Origin of the sequence: Pseudoclavibacter sp. AY1F1, from assembly GCF_002931075.1 — a bacterium.
Lineage (GTDB): Bacteria > Actinomycetota > Actinomycetes > Actinomycetales > Microbacteriaceae > Pseudoclavibacter.
In genome coordinates this window covers 224,316-247,772 of the sequence record NZ_PSTQ01000003.1, presented here as the reverse complement: position 1 = coordinate 247,772, position 23,457 = coordinate 224,316, and the positions used below count along the sequence as shown (strand labels likewise).

General features: G+C 67.2%; 22 protein-coding genes and 1 tRNA gene. 11 read left to right on the top strand and 12 right to left on the bottom strand.

Annotated elements, in window-relative coordinates:
• Positions 1 to 48 precede the first annotated feature (48 nt).
• From C5B85_RS07370 to C5B85_RS07345, 6 genes are all read left to right on the top strand, one after another.
• Complete coding sequence (locus C5B85_RS07370) at positions 49 to 1,503, top strand: MFS transporter (RefSeq protein WP_104285362.1); 1,455 nt, start codon at positions 49 to 51, stop codon at positions 1,501 to 1,503.
• Positions 1,504 to 1,579: 76 nt separating this feature from the next.
• Positions 1,580 to 2,641, top strand: a complete 1,062-nt coding sequence (locus C5B85_RS07365; protein ID WP_104285361.1) for an aldo/keto reductase — start codon at positions 1,580 to 1,582, stop codon at positions 2,639 to 2,641.
• A 176-nt stretch (positions 2,642 to 2,817) separates the two neighbouring features.
• Positions 2,818 to 4,197 (top strand): hemolysin family protein, encoded by a 1,380-nt coding sequence (locus C5B85_RS07360; RefSeq protein ID WP_104285360.1) that lies wholly within the window; start codon positions 2,818 to 2,820, stop codon positions 4,195 to 4,197.
• Entirely contained in the window at positions 4,190 to 5,233 is a 1,044-nt protein-coding gene (locus tag C5B85_RS07355; RefSeq protein ID WP_104285359.1) for a hemolysin family protein, read from the top strand. The genes C5B85_RS07360 and C5B85_RS07355 overlap by 8 nt, the downstream gene beginning before the upstream one ends.
• 122 nt (positions 5,234 to 5,355) lie before the next feature.
• On the top strand, positions 5,356 to 6,342 hold the full coding sequence (locus tag C5B85_RS07350; RefSeq protein WP_258070644.1) for a CPBP family intramembrane glutamic endopeptidase: 987 nt from the start codon (positions 5,356 to 5,358) through the stop codon (positions 6,340 to 6,342).
• A gap of 143 nt (positions 6,343 to 6,485) precedes the next feature.
• Positions 6,486 to 6,995 (top strand): hypothetical protein, encoded by a 510-nt coding sequence (locus C5B85_RS07345; RefSeq protein WP_258070643.1) that lies wholly within the window; start codon positions 6,486 to 6,488, stop codon positions 6,993 to 6,995.
• A 45-nt stretch (positions 6,996 to 7,040) separates the two neighbouring features.
• On the opposite strand, the gene C5B85_RS07340 is transcribed toward C5B85_RS07345, so the two are convergent.
• Genes C5B85_RS07340 through C5B85_RS07325 form a run of 4 tightly spaced genes read right to left on the bottom strand, consistent with a single transcriptional unit; the run spans position 7,041 to position 12,091 of the window.
• Positions 7,041 to 7,973, bottom strand: coding sequence for a hydroxymethylglutaryl-CoA lyase (locus C5B85_RS07340; RefSeq protein ID WP_104285358.1), 933 nt, complete (start codon positions 7,971 to 7,973; stop codon positions 7,041 to 7,043).
• Positions 7,970 to 9,259, bottom strand: a complete 1,290-nt coding sequence (locus C5B85_RS07335; RefSeq protein ID WP_104285357.1) for a CaiB/BaiF CoA-transferase family protein — start codon at positions 9,257 to 9,259, stop codon at positions 7,970 to 7,972. Before C5B85_RS07335 ends, C5B85_RS07340 begins: the two co-directional genes overlap by 4 nt.
• A 6-nt stretch (positions 9,260 to 9,265) precedes the next feature.
• On the bottom strand, positions 9,266 to 10,957 hold the full coding sequence (locus C5B85_RS07330) for a methyltransferase (protein ID WP_104285356.1): 1,692 nt from the start codon (positions 10,955 to 10,957) through the stop codon (positions 9,266 to 9,268).
• Positions 10,958 to 10,999: 42 nt separating this feature from the next.
• Positions 11,000 to 12,091 (bottom strand): LLM class flavin-dependent oxidoreductase, encoded by a 1,092-nt coding sequence (locus C5B85_RS07325; RefSeq protein WP_258070642.1) that lies wholly within the window; start codon positions 12,089 to 12,091, stop codon positions 11,000 to 11,002.
• Between the two features lie 206 nt (positions 12,092 to 12,297).
• Between C5B85_RS07325 and C5B85_RS07320 the strand changes: the two genes are divergently transcribed.
• The 3 genes from C5B85_RS07320 to C5B85_RS07310 are packed head-to-tail and all read left to right on the top strand — an operon-like array spanning position 12,298 to position 15,491.
• Positions 12,298 to 13,380: a serine protease gene (locus tag C5B85_RS07320; RefSeq protein WP_104285354.1), complete on the top strand. Its 1,083-nt coding sequence runs from the start codon at positions 12,298 to 12,300 to the stop codon at positions 13,378 to 13,380.
• Entirely contained in the window at positions 13,380 to 14,285 is a 906-nt protein-coding gene (locus C5B85_RS07315; RefSeq protein WP_104285353.1) for a hypothetical protein, read from the top strand. The genes C5B85_RS07320 and C5B85_RS07315 overlap by 1 nt, the downstream gene beginning before the upstream one ends.
• Positions 14,286 to 14,336: 51 nt before the next feature.
• The gene (locus C5B85_RS07310; protein ID WP_104285352.1) at positions 14,337 to 15,491 is read left to right on the top strand and encodes a DUF4333 domain-containing protein; all 1,155 of its coding nucleotides are present in this window, start codon (positions 14,337 to 14,339) and stop codon (positions 15,489 to 15,491) included.
• 10 nt (positions 15,492 to 15,501) lie between these two features.
• Here C5B85_RS07310 and C5B85_RS07305 read toward each other — a convergent pair whose 3' ends face one another.
• From C5B85_RS07305 to dcd, 5 genes are all read right to left on the bottom strand, one after another.
• Positions 15,502 to 15,849 carry a GntR family transcriptional regulator gene (locus C5B85_RS07305; RefSeq protein ID WP_104285548.1) on the bottom strand — a complete coding sequence of 116 codons (348 nt, stop codon included), beginning with the start codon at positions 15,847 to 15,849 and terminating at the stop codon, positions 15,502 to 15,504.
• A gap of 29 nt (positions 15,850 to 15,878) precedes the next feature.
• Complete coding sequence (locus C5B85_RS07300; protein ID WP_104285351.1) at positions 15,879 to 16,907, bottom strand: hypothetical protein; 1,029 nt, start codon at positions 16,905 to 16,907, stop codon at positions 15,879 to 15,881.
• 212 nt (positions 16,908 to 17,119) lie between these two features.
• Complete coding sequence (locus tag C5B85_RS07295) at positions 17,120 to 17,650, bottom strand: NUDIX domain-containing protein (protein WP_104285350.1); 531 nt, start codon at positions 17,648 to 17,650, stop codon at positions 17,120 to 17,122.
• A 5-nt stretch (positions 17,651 to 17,655) separates the two neighbouring features.
• Positions 17,656 to 18,774 carry a VIT1/CCC1 transporter family protein gene (locus tag C5B85_RS07290; RefSeq protein ID WP_104285349.1) on the bottom strand — a complete coding sequence of 373 codons (1,119 nt, stop codon included), beginning with the start codon at positions 18,772 to 18,774 and terminating at the stop codon, positions 17,656 to 17,658.
• A gap of 164 nt (positions 18,775 to 18,938) precedes the next feature.
• A complete protein-coding gene (gene dcd, locus C5B85_RS07285; protein ID WP_104285348.1) occupies positions 18,939 to 19,544 on the bottom strand; it encodes a dCTP deaminase in 606 nt (201 codons plus the stop codon).
• 47 nt (positions 19,545 to 19,591) lie between these two features.
• Here dcd and C5B85_RS19155 point away from each other — a divergent pair, with 47 nt between their 5' ends.
• Positions 19,592 to 19,765 (top strand): hypothetical protein, encoded by a 174-nt coding sequence (locus C5B85_RS19155; RefSeq protein ID WP_181064324.1) that lies wholly within the window; start codon positions 19,592 to 19,594, stop codon positions 19,763 to 19,765.
• Positions 19,766 to 19,818: 53 nt separating this feature from the next.
• On the opposite strand, the gene C5B85_RS07280 is transcribed toward C5B85_RS19155, so the two are convergent.
• The gene (locus tag C5B85_RS07280; RefSeq protein WP_104285347.1) at positions 19,819 to 20,439 is read right to left on the bottom strand and encodes a hypothetical protein; all 621 of its coding nucleotides are present in this window, start codon (positions 20,437 to 20,439) and stop codon (positions 19,819 to 19,821) included.
• 305 nt (positions 20,440 to 20,744) lie between these two features.
• Between C5B85_RS07280 and C5B85_RS07275 the strand changes: the two genes are divergently transcribed.
• Positions 20,745 to 20,818: transfer RNA gene (locus C5B85_RS07275), tRNA-Gly, on the top strand.
• Positions 20,819 to 20,905: 87 nt separating this feature from the next.
• Here C5B85_RS07275 and C5B85_RS07270 read toward each other — a convergent pair.
• Together C5B85_RS07270 and cls are read right to left on the bottom strand one after the other, a co-directional pair.
• Positions 20,906 to 21,823 carry a VOC family protein gene (locus C5B85_RS07270; protein ID WP_104285346.1) on the bottom strand — a complete coding sequence of 306 codons (918 nt, stop codon included), beginning with the start codon at positions 21,821 to 21,823 and terminating at the stop codon, positions 20,906 to 20,908.
• A 125-nt stretch (positions 21,824 to 21,948) separates the two neighbouring features.
• The gene (cls, locus tag C5B85_RS07265; RefSeq protein WP_104285345.1) at positions 21,949 to 23,427 is read right to left on the bottom strand and encodes a cardiolipin synthase; all 1,479 of its coding nucleotides are present in this window, start codon (positions 23,425 to 23,427) and stop codon (positions 21,949 to 21,951) included.
• Between the last annotated feature and the right edge of the window lie 30 nt (positions 23,428 to 23,457).

Genomic DNA, 23,457 nt, shown 5'->3' with positions numbered 1-23,457 from the left:
CTCACCACTGTTCCCCTCCGCGCCGCCTCACGCGCATAGAATCCGCGCATGGCACTCCCAGGCCGCGCCGACGACGGTGCACCCTCCCCCAGCGACCCGACTCCGAGCGGGCGGGTCGAGACCGTCGACGGCGGTGTGGCGGTCACGCCGAAGGAGCTGAAGAAGCGGGCGACCGCCTGGGCGCTCTGGGATGTCGGCAACTCCGCCTTCCAGGCTGTCGTCGTCACGTTCGTCTTCGCGACCTACCTGGCAAGCGACCTCTTCATCGACCCGCAGGTCGCAGCTCTCGGCGACGCGAACCCCCTCGACCCGCAATACCTGGCCGCGCAAGCCGCATCCACCAACGTCATCGCGAACCTGAGCACCGTCGCCGGCCTGCTCGTCGCGCTCATCGCGCCCGTGCTCGGGCAGCGCTCGGACGGCTCTGGCAGGCGCAAGCTGTGGCTCGGCATCTTCACGGGCATCACGGTGCTCATCATGCTGGCCATGTTCTTCATCCAGCCGGGCGAGGAGTATCTGTTCTGGGGCGCGTTGCTGCTCGCGGTCGGCACGATCTTCGCCGAGCTGAGCGGCGTCAACTACAACGCCATGCTCTCGCAGGTGTCGACACCCAAGAACGTTGGCCGCATATCGGGCATCGGCTGGGGCCTTGGCTACCTCGGCAGCATCGTGCTGCTTGTGCTCCTGCTGGTGCTGTTCATCCAATCCTTCGGCACCGAGGGCCGGAACGGCGTACTCGGGGTGCCGAGCGGGATGGATGGGGGCGCGCTCGACATCCGCTTCGCCATCGTGCTCGCGGCAGTCTGGTACGTCGTGTTCGCGTTGCCCGTCATGTTCAAGGTTCCGGAGATCCCGAAGGACACGAACCGACCGAAGGTGGGCTTCTTCGCTTCCTACGGCGTCCTCTTCCGGGTGATCGGGAAGCTCGCGAAGACCGACCCGAAGCTCCTGCTCTTCCTCGCCGCGAGCGCCGTCTTCCGTGACGGCTTGCAGGCGATCTTCGCGTTCGGGGCGATCCTCGCCGCGCAGGTGTACGGCTTCGCGCCCAGCGAGGTCATCTACTTCGCGGTCGCCGCGAATCTCGTCGCGGGCCTCGGCACCCTCGCGGCCGGCTGGTTCGACGACCGCTTCGGGCCGAAGCTCGTCATCATGGCGTCGCTCGTCTCGCTCACCGTGTTCTCCGTGGTGCTCATCTTCCTGCCCTCAGAGCAGACCGTCTTCTGGATCTTCGGCCTCGCCCTCTGCCTCTTCGTGGGACCTGCGCAGGCCGCGAGCCGCTCCTATCTGTCGCGAGCGACGCCTCCCGGCCGCGAGGGCGAGCTGTTCGGCCTCTACGCGACCACGAACCGGGTTGCGAGCTTCATCACCCCCGCCCTCTTCAGCCTCTTCGTGTTCCTCTCCGGCAACCCGAAGATGGGCATCATCGGCATCGGCATCGTGCTCGCCGTCGGCTTCCTGATGATGCTCCCCGTGCCGGCCAAGGTGAAGCAGGCGAGCGCGTAGCGCGAACTGGGGCGACTGTTACCCCCGGGACTGTGGCCGCTGGCGGAATGTCGGTGGTGCGCACAACACTTGATGCATGACGCACGAGACGAACGGCCCCGCAGCGCAGCTCCCCACGACCCTCCTCGGCGACGGCCTCGTCACGACTGTGCAGGGCTACGGCGCGATGAGCCTCAGCGACGCCTACGGCCCCATCGACGACGAGCAGGCGTTGCGCACGCTGCAGCATGCGGTGGATGCGGGCATCACGTTCATCGACACGGCCAACATCTACGGCGACGGCCGCAGCGAAAGCACCATCTCGAAGATCTTCCCGGCACAGCGGGAGCGCATCCAGCTCGCCACGAAGTTCGGCATCACGAAGGGCGACGGCGTCGGCAAACGAGGCGTGCGCGGCGACCGCGAGCACGTCCGTGAGCAGGTCGAGCTCTCCCTCAAACGCCTCGGCACCGACTACATCGACCTCTACTACCAGCACCGTGTCGACCCGAACGTGCCCATCGAGGACACTGTCGGGTTCGTTTCCGAGCTCGTCTCCGAGGGCAAGGTGCGGCACATCGGGCTGAGCGAGCCGACGGGGGCCGAGATCATCCGCGCTGCAGCCGTGCATCCCATCGCGGCTGTCCAGAGCGAGTACAGCATCTTCAGCCGCGACCTCGAAGACCACGTCATCCCCGCCATCCGCGAGGTGGGGGCCGGATTCGTGCCCTACTCCCCCGTCAGCCGCGGCCTGCTGACCGACTCGTGGGCGGAGCTCGACGCCGTCGCCCCCAACGTGCGCGCCAACTTCCCCCGCTTCTTCCCCGAGAACCTGCTCGTGAACCGCGCACTCGCCGGTGAGGTCGCGGCCGTCGCGCAGGAGCTCGGCGAACGGCACGGCAACCACGTCTCCGTCGCCGAGGTCGCCATCGCCTGGGTCTACGCGAAGTCGGCCGAGTTCGGCGTCCGCGTCTCCCCGATCCCCGGAACCCGAAGCCCCAAGCGCGTCGAGCAGAACCTGCGCGCCGTTGGCCTCGGGCTGAGCGGCGACCAGCTGCAGCGGCTGGACGGGCTCGCCGAACGCGTTGTCGGCCACCGCTCCGCAGACCCGGCCTGGACTTCGCAGGGGCGGGAAGAGGCGGCACTCGCCAGCTCCTGAGGCCCTGCGCCCGGCGGTACCGAGAGGTCACGCCGGGCGGATCCCCAGCTTTCCGACTTGCGGGCAAACAAAGCCCAACTAGAATCTCCCCTCATGGAAGACCCTCCTAGTCATAGTCCCAAGCCTCTCGACGTTCCGGCCGCACTCGCGTCCGCCACAGTCTGGAGGCACCACGCATGAACGAATGGGTGATGCTCGGCATCGGCCTCGTTCTCACTGTCGGAACCGGGTTGTTCGTCGCGAGTGAATTCGCGCTCGTCAACCTCGACCGAAACGAACTCGAAAAACGGCAAAGCCGCGGAGAGAAGCGACTCGGGCCCACCATCAAGGCCCTGAAGATCACGTCGACGCACCTCTCCAGCGCGCAGCTCGGAATCACGCTCACGACTCTGCTCACGGGATACACGTTCGAGCCGGCCGTCAGCTCTCTCCTTGAGGAGCCCCTCACGGGCCTCGGGATCCCCGCGGGCGTCGTCCCCGTCGTGGGAGCCATCGTCGGCATCGTCCTCGCGACGCTGTTCTCGATGATCATCGGCGAGCTCGTACCCAAGAACTTCGCGCTCGCCCTTCCCCGGGCGACGGCGAAAGTCGTCATCCCGTTCCAGGCGCTCTTCACGACGGTGTTCAAGCCCGTGATCCTGCTCCTGAACAACACGGCGAACGCAATCATCCGCTCCATGGGTATCGAACCTAAGGAGGAGCTCTCCGGCGCCAGAAGCGCCGACGAGCTCTCGTACCTGATCCGACACTCGGCGCTCTCCGGCCTCCTCGAGGAAGACGACGCGACCCTGCTCCGACGGACCCTCAAGTTCGCCGAGCACGACGCATCCGACGTCATGACACCCCGCGTGCGCATGGCAAGCGTCGAGGTCGACGACACGGCGCAGGCGATCATCGCCCTCGCCATCGAGACGGGGTACTCCCGGTTCCCGGTCGTCGACGGCACGCCCGACAACATCACCGGGTTCGTGCACGCCAAGCAGGCCTTCGCGGTTGCCGTCGACCAGCAGACGCAGGTCACGGCCCGCGACCTGCAGACCGAAGCACTCCGCGTGCCGGAGTCGATGGGCGCATCCGCCCTTCTCACCCTGCTGCGCGCCGAACGGCACCAGGTGGCCGTCGTCGTGGATGAACACGGCGGCACGGCGGGCATCGTCACGCTCGAGGACCTCGTCGAGGAGATCGTCGGGGAGCTCGAGGACGAACACGATCGCCACCAGACCGGGTTCATCCGGCGCGGCCGCTCGGTCACGTTCGACGCGTCCTGGCGCCCCGACGAGGTGCTCGACCGCCTCGCCATCGAGGTGCCGGAGGACGGCGACTACGACACCGTCGGCGGCTTCATCACGGACACCCTCGAGCGGCTGCCCGAGCTCGGCGACGAGGTCGCCATCGAGGCTGGCACGCTGCGCGTCGAGCGCATCGACGGCACCCGCATCGTGCGGGTCCGCTACCTGCCAAACGAGCCAGACGGAGATCAGAGCCTCATGAGCAATCGGGAGCTCGCTCACGACAGAGCGCACGAACGAGTCAAGGAGGTGATGACCAATGAGTGAGTACCTGCCCGGAATCCTGTGGCTGTTTGTCCTCCTCATCGGCAACGCCTTCTTCGTCGGCGCCGAGTTCGCAGTCATCTCCGCGAAGCGATCCCAGATCGAGCCCCTCGCCGAGCGGGGCAGCCGCGCCGCGAAGACGACCCTGTGGGCGATGGAGCACGCGACGCTCATGCTGGCGACCAGCCAGCTGGGCATCACCGTCTGCTCGCTGCTCATCCTGAACGTCTCAGAGCCGGCCATCCACCACCTCCTCGAGATTCCGCTTGGGCTCACCGCGCTGTCGGCCGAAGTCATCAGCGTGATCGCGTTTGCCGTGGCGCTTGTACTGGTCACGTTCCTGCACGTGGTGTTCGGCGAGATGATCCCGAAGAACCTCGCGTTCTCGGTACCTGACCGAGCATCCCTCCTCCTCGCCCCGCCCCTCGTTGTCGTCTCCAAGATCTTCAACCCGATCATCTGGAGCCTCAACACGATCGCGAACGGCGTGCTGCGCCTATTCAAGGTCGAACCGAAAGACGAGGCGACAAGCACGTACACGCTCGAGGAGGTGGCCGGAATCGTCGAGCAGTCGACCCGCGAGGGAACGCTGAGCGACACGTCCGGCACGCTCGCGGGCGCGTTCGAGTTCACGGAGAAGAAGGTCAGCGACGTGGATGTGCCGATCGCCGAGATGGTGCTCCTGCCGGCCGGCGCGCGGCCCATCGACGTGCAGAAGGCCGTCGCCGAGCACGGCTTCTCCCGCTACGTCGTCACCGACGAGCGCGGCGAACCGACGAGCTACATCCACATGAAGGACGTCATGGACCTCATGGGCGCTGACGCGTTCACCGCCCCGATCCCGCAGAAGCGCCTGCGGAACCTCGTCTCCGTGTCACGGGATGCGGAGCTCGAGGACGCCATGGCGGTGCTCCGCGACCGCGGCGCGCACGTCGCGAAGGCCCTCGATTCCGAGGGCAACGTGACGGGGCTCCTGTTCCTCGAGGACGTCCTCGAAGTGCTGGTCGGAGAGGTCAACGCGACCGCCGCAGCCGCGTAACCGCACGTTCGAAACCCACTCGGGATGCCCCGTTCGGAAACGGGCGGGGCATCCTTGTTTCTCTGGCGTATCCGCACCCCCGACTCACGTTGACAGCGCGCGTGCTGGGACGAGAGGCTGACGTGGTGCAGCAGATCTCGCAGACCGCATCCCCCGCCCGCTCTGTGACCACCCGAGAGAAGTTGTCCGTCGGCGTCTTCCTCATCCTTGCCTTCGGGCTGGCGTGGCTCGTGACGATGCCCCTGTGGCTCGGCGAGGGCCTTGCGCACCCCTGGTTCACGGTCATCTCCATCGCGATGATGCTGACGCCCGCCATTGCGGCGCTGGTCGCGGTGTTCGTCGTCGAGCGACCGACGAGGCCGTGGCGCGCGCTCGGCGTCGTCCCGCTCAAGCCGGCGCGCAGACTCATCTCCTACCTCGCCCTCGCCCTTGTCGTCCCCGTCGCGCTTGTCCTCGTCGCGCTCCCCATCGGCGCGCTCTTCGGCGTGTACTCGATGGACCTCGTGAGCTTCTCCGGATACCAGGCGATCCTCGACCAGCAGCTGGCCGCAGCGAGCGCGTCGACCGGCACGGAGATTCCCCAGATCGACGTGCCGATCGCGCTCCTCGTGCTGGCGCAGCTCGCGAGCATCCCGCTTGGCGCCGTCATGAACGTCATCCCCGCCCTCGGCGAGGAGCTCGGCTGGCGCGGCTGGCTTCTCCCGAAGCTTCTGCGGCTCGGCACCGTCCCCGCACTGCTGATCTCCGGTGTGATCTGGGGGCTCTGGCACGCCCCGCTGATCCTGCTCGGCTACAACTACCTGGATGCGCCCGGCTGGCTCGGGCTGGCCATGATGACGGGGATGTGCATCCTGGTCGGGGCGGTGTTCGCGTGGCTTCGCATCCGTTCTGCATCGGTGTGGCCGGCGGCGCTCGCGCACGGCGCATTCAACGCGGCAGCCGCCTCGTACCTGCTGTTCGCGGCGGCGGGCGAGCGCGTCGACACGACGCAGGCGACGATCCTCGGCTGGACCGGCTGGATCGTGCCGCTCATCTTCGTCGGCGTGCTGATCGCGACGAAGCAGTTCGCGCCGCCGCAGCCCGCCGCGCAGACGCTCTCGCGCCGCTGACCCCGGCAAGAATGAGCGAGACGCATGCTCGCCGGCTCGCGAGCCTGTTGCTGGCTCACACTTGCGGCCGGAATCCTGCAGCGCAGACAGCTGCGCCCCCTGGCCAGGACTCATCGGTCAGGGTGAGGGCACAGACTTGGCGGATGCCGTCCCCCACACCATCAGAACACTCACCAGAACGCTCGCAGGCCAATCCCTCCGCCTCCGGAGCGCCGCGCACGCCCCGCACCACGCTGCCTCGGACCATCGCACGCGTGGTCCTCGGCGCCTTCCTGCTGTTCGCGGGCACCGCGCACGTGACGTTCGCCCGCGCGGAGTTCCAGGCGCAGGTGCCGACGTGGCTGCCGCTCGACGCCGACTTCGTGGTGCTCGCCTCCGGGGTCGTGGAGGTGCTGCTCGGGCTGGCCCTCATCGTTGCCTGGCGCTGGCGGGTTGCAGTGGGCTTCACCGTCGCAGCCTTCTTCGTCGCAGTGTTCCCCGGCAACATCTCGCAGTACGTGACGGGAACAGATGCGTTCGGGCTGGACACCGACGCGGCGCGGCTCATCCGCCTGCCGTTCCAGGTGCTGCTCATCGGGCTCGCGCTCTGGTCGACAGCTGCCTGGCGCGACCGCCGCTCGCTGCTCACGCCGTTCCAGCGCCGAGGCGCCTAGCGCCCAGCCCCCAGTGCCTAGCGCCCAGCGCCCAGCGCCCAGCGCCTAGGCGGGGAGCACCCACTCGAAGGCCTGCGCCTTCGACCTCGCTCCCTGTCGGGCCTTCGAGCGGTTCGGCTCGCCGAGTTCGGAGAGCAGGCCCTCGGATGTGCGCACGATGCGCGCGAACCGGTCTGGGGTGAGCCAGTCGGGCCGCATCGCGAAGAGCAGGTCCTCCGTGGCCGTGTTCCCGCTCGCACCCGGCGCAAACGGGCATCCGCCGAGCCCACCGAGGGCGCCGTCGACGACGCTCGCGCCAGCGAGCACCGCGGCCAGCCCGTTCGAGACGCCGGCGCCCCAGGTGTCGTGGCCGTGAAAGACAATCTCGCGCTTCGGTGTCTCCGCAACCACCCTCGAAATGAGCGAGGACACCTGAGCCGGGTGCGCCTGCCCGAGGGTGTCGCAGATCACGATGTCCGCCGCACCCTTTGCCCTTGGGTCGTTCGCGATCTCGATGACCCGGCCTGGGGCGACTTGCCCGTCAAACGGGCACGTGAACGACGTCGCGATACACAGCTGGATGCGCCCGCCGGCCTGCTGCGAGAGGGCGACCGCGTCAGGCATGGCCGCGAGGCTCGCCTCAGCGGTGCGTCCGATGTTGGCCTGGTTGTGGGCGTCGGACGCCGAGAAGCAGTACTGGAAGTTCTTGGCGCCCGCCGCGGCAGCCTTCTCGACGTGCCTCGGGGTGGCGACCCACACCCAGCTCCGTTCCAGTTCGGCCGGGCTGAGCGCCTCGATCACCTCGATCGTGTTTGCCATGGGAGGCACGAGATCACCCCGCGCCATGGAGCCGATCTCGAGCTCGGGGACACCCGCTGAGAAGAGTTCACGCGCGAGCTCGATCTTGCGCTCGGTCGAGAGCATCCGCCCGGTGAGCTGCAGCCCATCGCGCAGGGTCACGTCGCGCAGTCGCGCGGCGGCACGTGGAGCCAGGTTCATCGTGTTCCAACTCCTTCATCGTCGTTGTCATCGCCGGAGGCGTTCGAGGCACTCGAGGCGCTCGACGCACTCGCGTGGGAAGCCTGACCGAGGTACGCGGCGAGCACGGCGGCCGTGTCCTGGCCGAGCTCCGGCGCAAGCGAGCGGATCGGGAGAGAGGAGGCGCCAAGTACGGGCACGATGCCGGGGAAGCCGACGCCTTCGATGGTCTGTTCTCCGTCGGTGACGTCGAACTTCTGGATCATGTCGCGGGCCGCGTACTGAGGGCTCTCGCTGATGTCGGCGGCCGTGTAGATGGGGCCGGATGGGACTCCGGCCTCGTCGAGGACGTCGAGCACCTCGTCGGCGGAGAGTGTCGCCGTCCACGCGCCGATCGCCGCGTCGAGTTCGTCGCGCCGCTCCCAGCGGAGGTTGTTCGTCGCGAGACCCGCATCGTCCGCGAGGTCCGACCGGCCGATGATGACCATGAGCCGATGGAAGATGGCATCCGCGTTGCCGGCGATCACCACGCTCTTCCCGTTGGCGCACACGTACGCGTTGGTGGGGGCTATGCCCTCCATGCGGCCGCCGACGCGCTCGCGCACGACGCCGTGAGCCTGGTAGTCGGGGATGAGCGACTCCATCATCGAGAACATGGCCTCGTTGAGGGCGACGTCGATGACTCGTTCCTCGAGCGGCGACGGCTCGACGCCAGCACCTCGGCGCTGCTCGCGCTGGAACATCGCCATCATGACGCCGTAGGCGGCGTACACGCCGGCGATGGAGTCGCCGATCGAGACGCCGACACGCACGGGAGCGCGGTCAGGATCACCGACCAGGTTCCTGAATCCGCCCATCGCTTCGGCCACGGCGGCAAACCCCGGTCTGCTCGAGAGCGGACCCGTCTGGCCGAACGCGGAGATGCGTCCGATCACGATCTCCGGGTTGATCGAGTTGAGCACGTCCGGCCCGATGCCCCAGCGCTCGATCGTGCCTGGTCTGAAGTTCTCGAGGATCACGTCGCAGTCCGCCGCGAGCGCTCGCACCGCGTCCCTCCCCTCCTCCGTGCGGAGGTCGAGGGTGATCGACTTCTTGTTGCGGTTGATCGTGTGGAAGAGCATCGACGTCGTCGAGCCAGGATGCAGGCGCCAGGAACGCAGCTCGTCTCCTGTTCCCGGTCGCTCGACTTTGATGACCTCAGCGCCGAAGTCGGCGAGCATCCGCCCGGCAGTTGGCGCCGCGATGAAGTTGCCGAGCTCAAGCACTCGGACCCCATCGAGCGGGGCGATTCGACCTGCCGGACTCATGGTGCCCTACCGCCAGCGCGGCTCGAGGAAGCCGAGCGCGACGAGCTCTCGCACGTCAGGGACGAGGCTCTTGCGCAGCGCCTCTTCTTCGACGTCGACGAGCGAGGCGATGGCGGTGACGATCTGAGAGCCGACGAGCTCGCCGTCGCACACCGACACGAAGCCCGTGAGCTCGGTCGACATCGACATCGTGCGACGGAACCCGGCGCCCTGGCGGAGCATGATGATGCTCGGGTCTTCGTCGCCCGGGCGCGAGTGGCGCTCCTCGGTGACGTCGCCGGCGACGACAAGCGGTTCGTCGAAGAGCTCGGCGTCGTCGACACCGCGCAGCCAGGTGATGGCCTCGAAGCCATCGCGGATGTGCTCGGCGAGCGGGTGCCCGAGCGCGTGCGTGAGGTGCTCGAAGCGGCGAAGCGGACCGCCGACCGCGCCCTCGTGGGTGCGGCGGAGGAAGAACATGCCCATGCCGATGCGCTCGACGTCGCGGCTCGCGAAGTCCTGCAGATAGCGGCGGAACGCGTGCTGCCAGCTCGAGAGCTCAGCGTTCTCGGCCGCATCCTTCAACCACATGTCGGCGTACTCGACGGGCGTCGCGTCCTCGCGTTGCACGACCCACAGGTCGACGTCGCTCGCCGGCCACGTCTCGAGGCGCGCGTGCCAGTTGGCGTCGCCCTCGCGCACCTCCCAGTTGCCGAGCATGCACGCGACGCCGCCCGGGGCGAGCACTGTGCCGAGCTCGCGCACAAGGCCTTCGACGATGCTGTCGCCTGGCTTGCCGCCGTCGCGGTACGTGTACTGGTCGCTGCCTTCCTCACCCTCGCGGCGGGGTGTGATGACAAACGGCGGGTTGGAGACGAACAGGTCGAACTGCTCGCCGGCCACCGGCTCGAGCATGTTGCCGAGGCGCAGGCTCACGCGGTCATCGAGGCCGCCGGGCGCGATGCCGAGGGCCGCGGCATTGAGCAGCAGGTTGAACTTCGCGAACGCGAGGGCGCGCTCCGAGATGTCGGTTGCGACGACGTGGCGCGTGTGCGCGAGCAGGTGCATGGTTTGCACGCCCATGCCGACGCCGAGGTCGAGGGCACGCGCGACGGGCTCGCGGGGCGTGAGTTGCGCGAGCAGGGTCGTCGCTGGCCCGATGCCGACGACGTGGTCGCGGCGCAGCGGCTGGTCTCGCCCGAGCTGGACGCCGCCCAGGTCGGAGGCGACCCACATCTCGACGCTGCCGTTCACCCCTTCGCTTGCGTACGGGCGCACGTCGACAAGCGCCGTCACAAGCTCGTCAGCGAGCTGCTCGGTCCTGCTGTCGCCAGTGGCCTCCGCCGCCGTACGTGGGCGGCGCTCGACGAGCCGGGCCGCGAGCAGTTCCTCGAGGGCGGGCACGTCGCCGGCCTCGACCGGCTCGGCCAGCACGAACAGGCGGATGAGCGCGGCAAGGGCATCGTCAGGCTCACGCGACAGAGCGAACGATGCCGGCTCGAGCAGGTCTCGGTGCAGCGCATCCGCGGCCTCAGCACCCAGGCGCGATTCGACGCCGTCGACCGTGAAGCCGACCTCGGCGAAGGTCACAGCGAGCGCGCGGAGGAGCGCCTCGTCGGTGCTGTCTGGGGCGTCGCTCGGGTCGTCGAACGTGAAGCCGTCCGGAGCGGAGGCATTTTCTGCTGGGGTGGAGCTGGCATGGCGCGCGTGGGAAGTCACTCGTCAATTATGCGGATGCGCACCGACACTCGGGTGCGGCTCTCAGATAGCTGAGTCGTGCGGCTCCCGGCTCGCCGTGTCACGCGGCTGCCAGGCTGCGGGGTCGCGCAGCTCTGCGAGCGCCTCGATCGTTCGAACGCGCACCTCGACGTCGTGCGTCGTCGCGGCGAGGAGCACCTCGTCGGCGCCCGTCCGCGCGACGAGCCGGTCGATGCCATCCGCCACCATCTCAGGGGTTCCAACGAGCTGCGTGCCGGTTGTCGCGTCGTACAGCGAGCGGTCCTGCATGCGCGCGGCGTACGCGGCGGCCCCGTCTGGGGTGAAGACACGCGTGGGCCTCCCGAAGCGGATCTGGTGCATCGCGGCGCGGCTCGGGAGCGCGAGGCGCGTGGCTTCCTCGACGGTGTCAGCGGAGATCGCGGAAACCGACACCATGAAGTGCGGCTCTGCCAGCACCGGAGACGGCACGAAGTGCTCGCGGTAGTGGTCGGCGGCGGCCTTCGGGTCGGCGTGCATCGCGAAGTGGTGCGCAAACGTGTAGGGCAGGCCGAAGGCCGCCGCGAGCTCGGCCCCGTAGAGGCTCGAGCCGAGCAGCCAGATCTGCGGGTGCGTCGCCGCGTGGGGTGTCGCCCGCAGGCGAGCAAGCACCTCCCGGTCGTGCTCGGCACGCACGTCGCCGAGGAAGCCCATGAGCTCGAGCACGTCGTTCGGGAACTCGTCGACGCGGTCTCGTGACAGGTCGCGGCGCAGCGCGGCGGAAGTGAAGGGGTCGGTGCCCGGGGCGCGCCCGAGCCCGAGGTCGATGCGCCCGGGATACAGGGCTTCGAGCGCCGCGAACTGCTCGGCCACGACAAATGGCGCGTGGTTCGGGAGCATCACGCCCCCAGAGCCGAGGCGGATGCGCTTCGTCCCGGCCCCGAGCGCTGCGAGCAGCACGGGCGGTGTTGTCGACGCGACCAGCTCAGTGTTGTGATGCTCGGCGACCCAGTACCGGTGGAACCCGAGCTCGTCTGCGCGCTGCACCAATAGTCGCGAGGCGGCGACAGCATCGGCACTCGATTGCCCCTCGGCGACCGGGATGAGGTCGAGCACGGAGAGCTTGGGCGTTCCTGACATGGCAGAGGCAACGCGCACCCGAGCATCCCTATTCCTCTGCCCCTTGCCGTCCCTGGGCTGTCCCTTGACGCCCCGGGGCCTCCCGGGACTCCCGGGGCCTCCTCGTCGACGACCAGGGGAGAACTCCCCTTCACCTGGGTTTTCGGCCAGTTCGCGGCTGGACTGTCGGTGGCCCTGCGTAGCATGACAACACACGGCATACCCAGCGTGCCGAAGGAGAACCCATGACTCGACACCGCCGCCGACCGCGGGCTCTGCTCGCGAGCATCGGAGCGCTTGCCGCAGTTGTTCTGCTTGCCGGATGCTCGGTGAGCGCGACGGCCGTCCCGTCGGCCAACGGGTACGACGCCGTCGACGCGCCCATCGAGGGCGGCACGGTCAGCCTGCGCGACTCGTTCGAGTCCTCCCCGCAGGAATCTCACGACTTCTGGTCAGACCCCGACATGTTCAAGAACGCCGAGGGCTTCGACTACACCTCGCCAGACAACGGGATCACCGTCGGCGTCGGCGACCCCGCGACGGGCGCGTTTGTCGCCCCGACCACCGCAGTCCCTGCGGCCGAGTCGGCCAACGGGTACGGAGACGTCTCTGAGGCGGTGCCGTTCGACCGGGCTGGTCTCGGCGCATCCACGTTCGGCCGCCTCTACATGTCGTTCGCGAGTGGACTCGCCGTCTGCTCGGCCACTGTCGTGAACTCGGGCGAGCGGAACATCGTCGTCACGGCAGCGCACTGCCTCGTCGATTTTGAGAGCAATAAGGCCGTCGCGACCAACGTCGTCTTCATCCCGGGTGACCGAGGAGACGGGGCCGAACAGCCCTACGGGCGCTGGGCGGCGACCGACTACAGCATCCCTCAGCACTTCCTCGACAACGCCAACTACGGCGACCAGGGCGTGTACGGCGACGGCTGGAACAACGACTTCGCGTTCCTCGTCATGGAAGAGAAAGACGGGCAGCGCATCCAAGATGTGACGGGCGGTCAAGGCATCGCATTCGGGGTCCCTGCGAAGGCGATCACGCAGGTCGGCTACCCGAGCGCCAGCCCGTACGACGGCTCGGAGGAGTACATGTGCGCCTCCAGTCAGTGGAAGGAAGGCTCCGCGGGCGGGTACACGCACATGTGCAGCATGACTCCAGGCGGATCGGGCGGGGCATGGCTGGTCTACTACGACAAGGGGGTCGGCGCCGGCTACGTCGCCGCCACCTCGTCGACGGTCCTCTCTTCGGCGAACCCGCCGTTCCGATGGGAGGGTTCGGTGCTCGGGCAGACCGCGCTCTCGCTGTACAACGAGCTCGGGGGGTCCTGATGCGCACTCGGCGACTGATCGCGGGAGCGACAGCCCTGCTCGTCGGCCTTGTGCTCACGGGATGCGCGGCGACCACTCCGACGGCCGTCGCCAACCACGAGGCGAAGCTCGAGTACCACGCAGACACAGGCGCGGAGCTGCTCGGCGACTCCCTCGTCGAGGGCCTCGCCGGGGTGGAGAACTTCTCGGCGACCGCCTACACGCATGGCAAGGCCTCGACCGGGGCAACCCTGAGCACGCAGCACGAGACAACCGTGGTCGGCGCTTCCTACGTCACGAAGGAGTCGACTGCCGAGCCAGGCATGTCGATCGACGAAGTGCACATGGCGGGCAGCGGCTACACGTACTACCTCTTTGGCAGCGCCTACACGACGGTCGTCTCGACACCGTGGGCCCGACTCCCGATGGGCGACCTCGACCGGTCTGGCGACCCGCAGCGCACGTGCATCCTCGGCACGGTCGTCTTCATGTGCAACCTCGTCGAGGCGTGGAAGCTGTCGAAGGAGACGAAGGGCGAGGAGCTGCCCGAGAAGCTCGAGGTCTCGGCCGACGGCAGCAAGCACTTCACGTCGGCCGTCACCTTCGATTCGCTCGAGGAAGCGGGCCTGTACACGCTCGGCGACGACCTGCGATCGCAGCTCACCGAGGACGAGCTCGGCACGCTCCTCCCCCTGCACGTGTGGGTTGGCACCGACGGCATCATCCAGAAGATCGAGGTCAACGGCACGATGGATGCGGCCTCGCTCGATGTCGAGGTGCAGTTCGGCTTCGAGATCACCGGCACGCCGACGGCAGACGACCTGCCGGACGACCCTGCGTCGCTCGCGCCGCAGTACGTGACGAACGTCACCTCAGACCAGGCGAGCGCGTTCTGGGATGCCATCGGGAACGCGAGGACCGGCTAGGCGCCGGCCCGAGCTCATGAACGCAGCAGCAAGCAAGCTGGAGGCAGCACGATGACCTTCCCACCGCAGGGTGGCCCGCAGAGGCCGTACGACCCACGCAACCCGAACGACCCTCGGAACCAGCAGGACCCGCGCACCCAGCAGGACCCCCGCACCCAGCAGGGCCCCAGCAACCAACAGGGCCCTCGCGCCCAGGAGCCTCGGGCCCAGGAGCCTCGGCAGGGTCGGCCGAACGGGCAGGACGCCGCAACCGGGCACGGGGCGCCCAACGCCCAAAACCCACAGCAGGGTCAGAACCCACAGCAGGGGCAGCACGGGCAGCAGGGTCAGAACCAACAGCAGGGTCAGAACCAGCAGCAGGGGCAGTACGGGCAGCAGCCGCAACAGAATCAGCACGACTCGTACGGTCCAGGACAGCACGGCCAATTCGGCGCCCCCAGCGCGGTGCGGCCGGGCCAGCTTGGCCACGCCGCCGAGGACAGCCGGCAGGGCCGGCCAGGTCAGCAGTATCCGCCGGCCGGTCAGCAGTATCCACAAACCGGCCAGCAGTATTCACAGCCCGGGTTCTCGAGCGCTTCGGCCACGCCTCCCGGCGGTGCGGGCACGGGCGCTCCCACCGGCGCGGGCTCCGGGACCGGCTACGGCGTGCCCTCGGCGACCAACACCGGCTACGGCGTGCCTTCGGCGACGAGCACCGGCTATGCAACTCCGAGCACGGGCTACGGCGTACCTGGAGCCGGATACGGCCCAACAACCGGGGCTCCATCAACCGGGGTTCCGCCGACGCAGGGCTTCGGGTACCAGCAGCAGCCGACCGGCTACCCCACGCCCGGCGCTCCCGGCTCCGAGTTCGGCGCGGCGCCCGGCATGGCCGGCGCCGGCGGCGGGAAACCAAAGCGCAATTCGCGTCTGCTCCTGATCCTCGCGATCCCCGCCGCGGCACTCATCGCGGGTCTCGGCGGATACTTCATCGGCGAGAGCAATGGGAGTGTGCTCGCGGCGGAGCCGCTCCAGGCGGAGGTCACTCGCGTGCTGCAAGACGACTTCGGGCTCGTCGAGGTGAGCGACGTCGTCTGCCCCGAGCAGGTCAAGGTTGACCAGGGGTCCGAGTTCCAGTGCACGTTCACCTACGCGGAACAGGACCAGTCGGTGACCGTCACGGTCTCCTCCGCAGACGGCCAGGTAGTGGTCGGCGCTCCCGAGTAGCCCGGCCTGGTCAGGCGTCCCAGTATGCGCGAAGCGCACTGGCGACGTCCTCGCGCGGAATTCCATGCCGCTTCGCACTCGCCACAGCCGCCCGAACTTGCGCAGCGACGTCTCCCGGAAGCAGGGCACCCGATTCGGCGACTCGCGTTCCCGCCCTCCCGCGTGAGACCACGAGCCCTTCCTGCTCGAGCAGCTTGTACGCCTTCGCGGCCGTCCCGAGCGCCACCTCGAGGTCGATGACCGTTTGGCGCACCGTGGGCAACTTGTCTCCTGCGCCCAGTCGGCCCGAAACGATGAGCCCTTTGAAGTAGGTGTAGATCTGCTCGGCCGAACGAATCTCATCCGCGGACGGGTTCACCGCCGAGTCCTTTGGGTCCGAGGTCCCGGTCACCTGCTGGCCCCTGCAACCGACTCAATGGAGCTGCGTGCTGCACGCCGCCGACCCGCGACCAGCTCTGGCAGCCACCCGATGCTGCCTCCGAGCAGAACAAGCGTCACAGCGATCGGCCGCAGGAGGGCGGAAACGACGAGCAGCACTTGGCTCAGGGCCTCGAACTCGCCCCCGATCGGCAGAACGAAGCCTTCCTCCATGAGGATTCCTCCGTGGGGAATCCCTGCGTAGCCCATGTCTCGGAGAACGATCGCGGTCGTCACGAGCACGGTTCCTATGAAGAGAAGCAACACCGAACGACCGAGTACAACGCGCAGCCGGGCCTCTGCGTCGACCGTCGATGGGTTGCGATACGGACGCAACGCATTCTCGCGGAGGAAGCACCAACACGCGAGGGCTGCCAACCCGGCTGTTGCCAGGGTCGGCCCGCTGTACGACCAGCCAAAGTAGTCGGTCCCCTCGCTCATCCATCCGACCGAGTTCCCGTGCAGCGCGTTGCCGGACAGGATGAGCAGCCGGAAGTGTCCATCTGCCGCCTGCGACGAATTTGCCCCCGCGAAAAGTGCGACCAGGATCAGCAGGGACAGGCCTGCGCAGGCCCAAACGAGCAGTGCGCGGCCGGTGAAGCTGGCCCAGCCACGCGCAGCGAAGGGTGGCACTCGGACCTCGACGTCTCGGCGCGCACCCCGGAGCAGCAGCGCGCCAACGATCAGGACAAGCACGAGGGCCGCCGCCGGCCCCACGTATTTCCACCAGATGAATCTGGTCGTCCAATCCGAGCTCACAAGCAGCAGCTCGGCTTGATCACGAACAATCTCCTGTGCGGCAAAGACCACGGCGGACCCAACGCTGAGCACGACGAGCACAGAGCGCTCCCGCGGCGAAGTCGACCCGATCGCCGCTCGACTGGCGTTCCGTGTTGCCAGGATCAGGACACCAGCAGCGATGACCACCGCCACGATCCACCCGTGCGCATAGAGCAGGCCCAGAATCTCAAACGGGTAGTTTCCAGACCAATCCGACACGGGACCCCCTCGTTTGTTCCTCTGAGATATAACGAATTACGTTTCGTTAACTTAGAACAAAGCTCGACGACTCGCAACGCCTGTCCAACATGAGTGCAAAATTGGCTCTGAGTGCCCCGCCCGGGTCATCACGGCTTGTTATCGCACTGAAGTTGGACAGAAGTCGCGCAGATCACCAGTGCAGCAACCCTCGAACCGGCCGGCCGACTTGCTTACCTGAGGCCGCCGGGCCCGACGATCGGCAGCGCGACCCCGTCAACCAGCAGCTCGCACTCGGGCTTGTCCGCGACGGCGACCGCGACGCGTGAGGCGAGGTGCTCTGGCACGTCGGGCAGCGCATCCACAGGGAACCAGGCCACATCTACCGACTCATCGTCACCGACGGCCGCCTCGCCCGAGACCCACGAGCAGCGGAACACGAGGTCGCAGTACTGGGCACGATCACCCGTCGCGTGCACGATCTTCGGCGAGACGCTGAGGCGCACAAGCCGGTCGACGCGCACCTCGACCATCGCCTCCTCGAGACTTTCGCGCACAGCGGCAGTCGCGGGATGCTCGCCAGGGTCGACGATTCCCGTCACGGGGCTCCACACGCCGTTGTCGGAGCGCCGCACCAGCAGCACCTCATCGCCGGGGCCGCTCACGCGCGGGCGGATGATGACGGCCGTCGAACCCGCCAACCACAGCGGATGCTCGGGCCCGATCTTGGCTCGAAGGTCGGCGACGAATTCAGGAATCGGCATAGGCCCTATCCAATCGCAACGCCGAAGCCGAGGCCAAGCACGTACGTGACAGCGGCCGCCCCGTAGCCGATGAGCAGCTGGCGTCCGGCCCGACGCCAGGGCGGGCCGCCGGACAGCACGCCGACGATCGCCCCGGTAGTGAGCAGCGCAATGCCGACGACAACCGCGGAGACGAGAACGGCGGCCAGGCCGCTCATGCCGAAGATGTAGGGCAGCACAGGCAGGAGCGCGCCGCCGGCGAAGAAGCAGAAGCTCGAGAGCGCCGCCGTCCACGCCGTGCCGAGCTCCTCGTGCTCGTCGTCGCCCGAGTGCAACGCGATGGGCCCCGACTCTGGGTCGGCGCCCTGCAGCGCGAAGACCCGGTGAGCGTACCGGCGGGCTTCGCCTTCGTCCATTCCTCGGGCTCGGTACACGAGCTCGAGCTCGTTGGCGTTGACGTCGAGCTTCTGGATGGTCTGAGGAGTATCCGGGCTCGGCGTGGAGGCTTGCAGCAGCTCACGCTGCGACCTCACCGAGACGTACTCGCCTGCGGCCATCGAGAGCGCACCGGCGAGCAGGCCGGAGAGACCGGTGGCGAGGATGATGACGGTCGGCGCGCCCGTCGCGCCGATCCCGAGCACAAGGGCGAGGTTCGAGACGAGCCCGTCGTTTGCGCCGAACACGGCGGCCCGGAACATGCCGGACATGCGCGAGCGGCTTCGCATCGCGAGCCCCCGGACAACCTCCTCGTGGATGCGCTCATCCGCGGCCATCTCGGGCGTCGCATCCGCTTCCCTCTCGTATGGGGAACGCGACTCTGCTCGCTGGATGAGCGCGAGCACGAAGAGAGAGCCGAAGCGGCGGGCGAACCATCCGAACAGGCGCGTGCTGGGCTGGGCACGCACGCCGCCATCGCCGGCGGCTCCGAGGAGGCGCAACCAGTGCTCTTCGTGGCGAACTTCCGCGTTGGCGAGGCCGAGGAGAATCTCCCGCTCTTCGCCTTCACGCTTCGCGGCGAGGTCCCGGTATACGGACCCTTCGGCGCGCTCATCTGCGAGGTAGCGGCGCCAGCGCTTGATGTCTCCGGGGCTCGGTTCCCGAGTGAGGTCCCCTGTTCCGGGAACCTGGGGCGGCGTCTGTGGCATGACCGTGCATCCTTCGTGCGGATGCCTCGAGCCCGGTGGAGCACGGGCATCGTTGACAACGTTTCCTCAACGCTACGGGCGGGCCACCCGGTTTCCGCAACCTCTCGCAGATGTTCGGCGCACCTCACCGCGGGCACCCGACCGGCCTGCGTGGTGCAGAGGGCTCAGTTTCCGGGCGCCCCCGCCTCGGTGACGGAGACATCTGCGCGAGTGAAGTTCATGAACGACCGGGATGCGGTCGGGCCTCGCTGACCGAGGTACCTGGAGCTGTAGATCGACGAGCCGTACGGATGCTCAGCTGGGCTGGACAGCTGGAAGAAGCAGAGCTGACCGATCTTCATGCCGGGCCACAGCTTGATCGGCAGCGTCGCGACGTTCGAGAGTTCGAGAGTGACGTGGCCGGTGAAGCCGGGGTCGATGAACCCCGCCGTCGAGTGTGTGAGGAGCCCAAGTCGACCGAGCGAGCTTTTGCCTTCGAGTCGCGCGGCGACGTCATCGCCGAGGGTGACGCGTTCGAACGTGGAAGCGAGCACGAACTCGCCTGGGTGCAGCACAAACGGCTCGTCCGGCTTCGACGTGACGAGGCGTGTCAGCTCCGGTTGCTCTTCCGCGGGATCGATGAACGGGTAGCGGTGGTTGTCGAACAGGCGAAAGTACCTGTCGAGGCGCACGTCGATGCTCGACGGCTGAATGAGTCCAGGCTCGTACGGTTCGAGGCCGATGCGGCCCGACTTGACGCCCTGCTTGATGTCCCGATCGCTGAGAAGCACGTCGTCAGCCTAGTTGCTTGGTGGATGCGCGCGGCTAGGCTGATTCCGTGAGCAGAAACGTGTGGACAGTCATCGGCGTCATCGTGGCCGTCGTCATCGCGTGGTGGCTCGTCGACGTGCTGTTCCACCTGGCTTGGATGGTCGCCCGACTCAGCATCGTCGCGGTTGTCGCCGTCATCGTCTTCTTCGTGATCCGAGCGTTCGTCACCAAACGCGACTGAACCCGACCGGCACGAAGCCGATCGGGTCCAGGATGCTGCGGGTCAGTCGAATGTCAGCCGAGCGCTGCGTTCTCGCCGACTGCTTCGAACTCTTCCGCAGCCGAAGACGAACGACGCCCACCGGGGACGGTCGGTGTGTTCGGCATGTTCGGCGGAGTGTTCGTGTTCAGCGGCGTGTAGATGTTCGTGCCGACCCTGCGACGGAACGCCAGCTCCACTCCATCCACAGTCACGTAGCGGTCGATGTAGATCGACGGTGCGCTTCCGCCGACGCGGGCAGCGCCCGTGAACCGGAGGTCGTTCACGAGGTTGGTGACCCCATCAGCGGGCGTGACGGGCCCGGTATAGGTCATCTGGTAGCTCTGATGCGTCCCCTCAGGGAACGTGTGCGTCCCGATTGGGCTGAGGTTGCTCCACGCGGACGAGGAGCTTGGCGACCATGAGCTCGGTGCCGGGAGATAGTGCAGGACGATTCTGATGTCCTCGATCACGGAAGAGCTGGTCGTGTTTGTCACCCAGAGCCCGTATGCGCCGTACTGGTGTGACTCGCCTGCGCGGCCGTCGACGACGTAGTTTCTGCTGTCGTTGCGTTCTGGCCAGCTGAACTGGATCCAGCCGTTCAGCCCAGGAGGCTGTTGGGCGGGCCCGGAGCTAGCCTGGGCCGGCGCGGCCACGGCAAGCGCGATCGTAGGTACAACCCAGGCAGCTGCTGATGCAACAGCCCGACGGCTTGGCAGTTGATTTTCGGCGCACGAAATATCGCCCATTGGATCCCCCTGGAAGTTCGGAGCGGTGAACCGGCATTTCCCCTGACCTGGCCCACAGCTATGTGGGTCCACACTCCCAGATCGGAGATTGGACCGCAACATTAGGGGGAGTTCGACGGGCACCCGGGGAAGAGGCCGCGAAATGAGTGTTTCTGACCCCGGGGCCGCTTCGTTGTACGATGGTCGAGTTCACGGGCGCCGCCAGTGGATGCGCGGATGTAGTTCAATGGCAGAACTTCAGCTTCCCAAGCTGATAGCGCGGGTTCGATTCCCGTCATCCGCTCCAGTTGAGCACTTTGGCAACGCCACTCCGGCTGGCCAACAAAAAACGCCCCTCAGCGAGGGGCGTTTCCTGTGTGTGATCGTGCTGCGCTCAGAAGTCGGCGATGACGAGCTTCTTCATCTGCATCATGTGCTCATACCCGTCGGGCCTCGCCATGAGCTCTCCCATGTTCTGGGGGACGATCTGCCAGCTCACACCGAACTTGTCGACGAGCCAGCCGCACTGCTCAGCCTCGGGTACGGCGCTCATCGCATCCCAGAAGTGGTCGATCTCCGCCTGGTCGGCGCAGGCCACCTCAAGTGAGACGCCGCAGCCGAAGCCGAACTGCTGGTCGGCACCGTTGTCCATAGCAGCGAACCACTGGCCGGCAAGCTGGAAGTCGGCGTACATGATCGCACCTGCGGGCGCTGGGCCTGACTGGGCCGGATACTCGGCGACGGTGCCGATGCGCGCATCCGGGAACAGGGAGACGTAGAAGTCGATTGCCTCGCGCGCCCGGTTCTGCGCCTCCCGGCCGAACATGAGGCTCGGCACGATGAACGGACGCGCCTCGTCAGCCGTGCTCAGCCCCTCAGGGTCGGCGAGCATGAGCTGCCAGCTCACGCCGTAGCGGTCTTCCACCCAGCCATAGTGCGGGCTGAACGGGTACTCCTGGAGCGGCATGAGCGCTTTGCCGCCGTCACTGAGCCCGGCCCACACCTTGTCGAGCGCTTCCCGCGCGGACACCGCGTCTCCCCCGAGGACGCGCGGGTCGAAGTTGAGCATGAATGAGATGGACGGGTTCGGCCTGAACTGGTCACCGGCGTTGATGAGAGTGAACCGGTAGTCGCCGACCTCGACGCCCACGACGAGCGGGAGCCCAGCGAAATCCTTCTGGAAGTCGAGGAGGTCGGTTTCGGGATAGCGCGCGTCCACCGACGTCGTCGTCTTCGGGAAGATGGAAGCGTAGAACTCGCCGGCTTCTTCGGCGTTCTTGTTGAACCAGAGGTTCGGAATGATTTTCTGCATGACTCGTTACTCCTGCACGCGTCGATAGTTCTGGGCCCGATCGAGCCCACTCGCTAAGTTACTCTCGACTACCGACATCGGCGGCGTGCCTTGCGCCTTGGTCGGAGCGAACACTCAGGCAGTTGCTACTGCAGCCCAGCAGTGAGCCTCGCGAGGTTGTCGAGCACCGTGGAGCGAAGCGGCTGTTTCCGCCACTCGAACATGGTGAGCTCCCGCGAGTTCTCGCGGTAGTCCTGCTGGACCTCGCGGAGGTCCTCGACGAAGTCCGCGCTGCGCACCATCAGGGACACCTCGAAGTTCAGCGAGAAGGAGCGCATGTCCATGTTCGACGAGCCGATGACGGCGACCTCGTCGTCGATCGTGAAGTGCTTGGCGTGGAGGATCGTCGGCGACTTGTACATCCAGATCCGAACCCCCGCGAGCAGCAGCGCCTCGTAGTACGAGCGCTGCGCGTGGTAGACCATCGCCTGGTCGCCGATCTCGGAGACGAACAGTTCGACGACGACGCCGCGCGCCGTCGCGGTGGTGATGGCGTAGAGCATCGACTCGTCCGGCACGAAGTAGGGGCTCGTGATGATGATGGACTTCTGCGCGACGTAGAGCAGGTTGAGGAAGAGGCGGAGGTTGTTCTCGCTCGGGTAGCCGGGTCCGCTCGGCACGATCTGGCAGTCCATGCGCGCTTCCTGCGGCATGGTCTCGATGTCGGTGAGGTCTTCGGGGATGATCGTGCCCGACTCGGAATACCAGTCGGTGATGAAGACGGCGCTGACGGCGTGCACGGCCGGCCCTTCGAGGCGCACCATGAGGTCGTGCCAGTGGAGGCCGCGGCGGATGTTGCCCCGCTTGTTGTAGGTCGAGTCGACGACGTTCTGCGAGCCGAGGTAGGCGGATTTCCCATCGACGATGAGGAGCTTCCGGTGGTTGCGCAGGTCAGGCCGCTGGTACTCGCCGCGCCACGGCCGGACGGGAAGCATGTAGTGCCACTCGGCACCCGTGTTCGCGAGGTGCTTGAGTCGGGACAGCGTGTGCTTGCGGTAGCCGGGCACGCGAATGGATGCGATGTGGTCGAGCAGGATTCGCACGCTCACCCCGCGCGCGACAGCCCGATCGAGGGCGTCGAAGATGGGCCTGGTCGTGTGGTCGCAGGCGAGGATGTAGAACTCGATGTGCACCCACTTCTCGGCGGAGTCGATCTCTGCGGCCATCGCGAGGATCGTCTCCTCGTAACTGCCCTGCAGGACAACCTCGTTGTCACTGATGAGGGGCATAGCCGTGTAGGTGCGGTTGAGGGCGACGACGGAGTCGAACCACGCAGGGTCGCTGTGCTTCGTCGGCTCGACCTCGACGCTCGTGACCGCCATGTTGATGAAGGTCGTGACCTCCTGCTGACGCTCCATGCGCTTCGCGGGCAGACGGAAGCTGCCGAGCAGCAGGAAGGCGATGACGCCCACGTAGGGAATGAGGAAGATGGCCATGAGCCAGGCGATGCCGACGCTCGGCTTCCGATTCCTGGGCACGACGATGATCGCGATGACACGGATGATCAGGTCGATGATCGCGAAGATGAAGCCAGCGCTGATCGTGATGTGCGGAATCTCGGCCATCGGGTCTCCTCAGGGTGCTAGGGGACAGCG